Origin of the sequence: Dorea sp. AF36-15AT, assembly GCF_003477705.1 — a bacterium.
Lineage (GTDB): Bacteria > Bacillota > Clostridia > Lachnospirales > Lachnospiraceae > Claveliimonas > Claveliimonas ammoniilytica.
In genome coordinates this window covers 1-2168 of sequence record NZ_QUDV01000019.1, presented here as the reverse complement: position 1 = coordinate 2168, position 2168 = coordinate 1, and the positions used below count along the sequence as shown (strand labels likewise).

Below are 2168 nucleotides of genomic sequence, written 5' to 3'. Positions count from 1 at the left end.
AGAACTCAAGGCTGCTTTTTCGTTTACACCAACTCCGATTGTTTCCTTAACAGTTTGTCTAACACATGAAAATTTGAATTTATAAAGGAGAATATTGATGAAACTATTTTTATGTTCGCACTTTTCAAGTGTGGGAAGTCTGATAAAGGAAGAAATTGAAAATAAGAAAGTCGCATTTATTCCAACAGCTTCACTGCGTGAAGGCTACACCGGTTATGTCGGCTCGGCTCGAAAATTATTCAAAAAGTTGGGAGCAATCGTAACTGAAATTGATATTTCAACGGAGGCTTATTCAACGATACAGTCTGTTTTTGAAGAAGCAGATGTGATATATTTTACCGGCGGAAATTCTTTCTTTCTTATGGACCAGCTCCGTAAAACGGGAGCTGATGGGCTACTGAAAAAGGAATTGGCAAATGGAAAATTGATGATCGGCGAGTCGGCAGGCGCAATTATATGCGCTCCAAGCATCCAATATATCGAGCAAATGGATGAAAAGCCAGAGGACTACTCACAAGAAGATGATGCAGGGCTTGATTTGCTTGATTTCTATGTTCTTCCGCATTATCTTACAGCACCATTTAAGAAAGTTACCGAGAAAATAATGACTGAGTTTTCGGATTTGAATCTATGCCCAATTAACAACCGTCAGGGAATTGTAATTGATGGTGAAGGTTCAAAGGTTATTTGCAAAGACTAATTTGAAAATTGCAGTTTATCCAATAGAAAAATAAGAATAGATTGGAGAAAGATATGGCTTCAAGTAAAGAATATTTAACCTTTATATTGGAACAGTTATCCGATTTAGAGGGAATTTCATACCGTGCGATGATGGGCGAGTATATCATCTATTATCGTGAGAAAATTGTTGGCGGTATATATGACGATAGGTTGCTTGTAAAACCTGTAAAATCTGCTGTTTCACTTATGCCTAATGCAATCTATGAGTTGCCCTATGATGGAGCAAAAGAGATGTTGTTGGTTAATAATGTTGATAACAAAGATTTCCTGACAAGATTGTTTGTCGCTATGTATGATGAACTTCCTGCACAAAAAAAGAAGAAGTCATAAAATCGAAGTTTGTAAGGAACAGAAACTTTGAAGTTTACAGCGAGGTAAAAGTTTATGAATAACTATAATGAAGTGAAAAAATCATTTGGTACACAAGCAGAGAAATTTGCTTCATATCATATGTCTAAGGCAGAATATACCGATTATTTGATTCGTAGTATTCAGGCAAAGGGCAATGAACATGCATTGGAGGTTGCTGCTGGAACCTGTATATGTGGAAGAGCAGTGGCTCCTTATGTTAAGGACATTACTTGTTTGGATTTGACAGAAGCAATGTTGGAGCAGGGAAAAAAACTGGCAAAGCAAGAAGGTATTCAGAACATATCATTTGTATCGGGGAATGCGGAATGCTTACCTTTTGAAGATGAAACATTTGACCTTGTGATTACAAGACTTTCATTGCACCATTTTGTTGAGCCTGAAAAGCCTTTTCGGGAGATGCAACGAGTTTTGAAAAAAGGTGGAAAACTTGTTATTTGGGATATGGTAGCGACTACAGAAGAATTGCGTGAAACTAATGACGCTATTGAAACGATGCGTGATAACTCACATACAAGAATACTTAGCAGAGAAGAATTTGAAGCATTGTTTGAGGATGCTTTTGAGCTTCAGCTTGAAGAAACAACACTTGTTCCTGTAAATCTACAAAGTTGGATGGATTTGACAAGTACACCAGAGGATATTCAAAAAGATATTATTGATAAAATGGAATACGATTTGAATGGTGGAGATAAAACAGGTTTTAATCCCTATATCAAGGAGGGACAAATATGCTTTGACCATAGGTGGTTATTGCTGATTGGAAAAAAGGAAAACTAATCCCCATTTATCAAGAAAAAAACTTTCAGTTTTACAATTTAATATTTATACTCACAAAGCAGTTGTAGAATTGCTGAGTAACGGAGACGTAGAATTAAAAATTTCGAAAGAATGAAATTGCTGTTTTTCTATACGAAGAGCTCGACAGATTTTAGATAATTGCGATCTGTGAAGGATTTGCAATTTTAGGAATGATATTTTTGATTATCAGTTGATAGTCAACTTCCAGTTGAACAAAATCGCTGCGCGATGGTCTGCCAAGGCTGTGGCGCAGCTTT

At 36.5% G+C, this 2168-nt stretch carries 3 protein-coding genes; all 3 read left to right on the top strand.

Going from position 1 to position 2168, the window contains the following annotated elements; all coding sequences use genetic code 11:
- Positions 1-97: 97 nt before the first annotated feature.
- Genes DWZ93_RS14555 through DWZ93_RS14545 form a run of 3 tightly spaced genes read left to right on the top strand, consistent with a single transcriptional unit; the run spans position 98 to position 1890 of the window.
- The gene (locus DWZ93_RS14555; protein ID WP_118453414.1) at positions 98-700 is read left to right on the top strand and encodes a Type 1 glutamine amidotransferase-like domain-containing protein; all 603 of its coding nucleotides are present in this window, start codon (positions 98-100) and stop codon (positions 698-700) included.
- A gap of 53 nt (positions 701-753) precedes the next feature.
- The gene (locus tag DWZ93_RS14550) at positions 754-1071 is read left to right on the top strand and encodes a TfoX/Sxy family protein (protein WP_117677654.1); all 318 of its coding nucleotides are present in this window, start codon (positions 754-756) and stop codon (positions 1069-1071) included.
- A gap of 54 nt (positions 1072-1125) precedes the next feature.
- Entirely contained in the window at positions 1126-1890 is a 765-nt protein-coding gene (locus DWZ93_RS14545) for a class I SAM-dependent methyltransferase (RefSeq protein WP_023924069.1), read from the top strand.
- Positions 1891-2168 lie beyond the last annotated feature (278 nt).

Bases quoted from the DNA above. Each gene is read 5' to 3' on its own strand.
- DWZ93_RS14555 (WP_118453414.1), top strand. From the start codon at position 98: ATGAAACTATTTTTATGTTCGCACTTTTCAAGTGTGGGAAGTCTGATA.
- DWZ93_RS14550 (WP_117677654.1), top strand. From the start codon at position 754: ATGGCTTCAAGTAAAGAATATTTAACCTTTATATTGGAACAGTTATCC.
- DWZ93_RS14545 (WP_023924069.1), top strand. From the start codon at position 1,126: ATGAATAACTATAATGAAGTGAAAAAATCATTTGGTACACAAGCAGAG.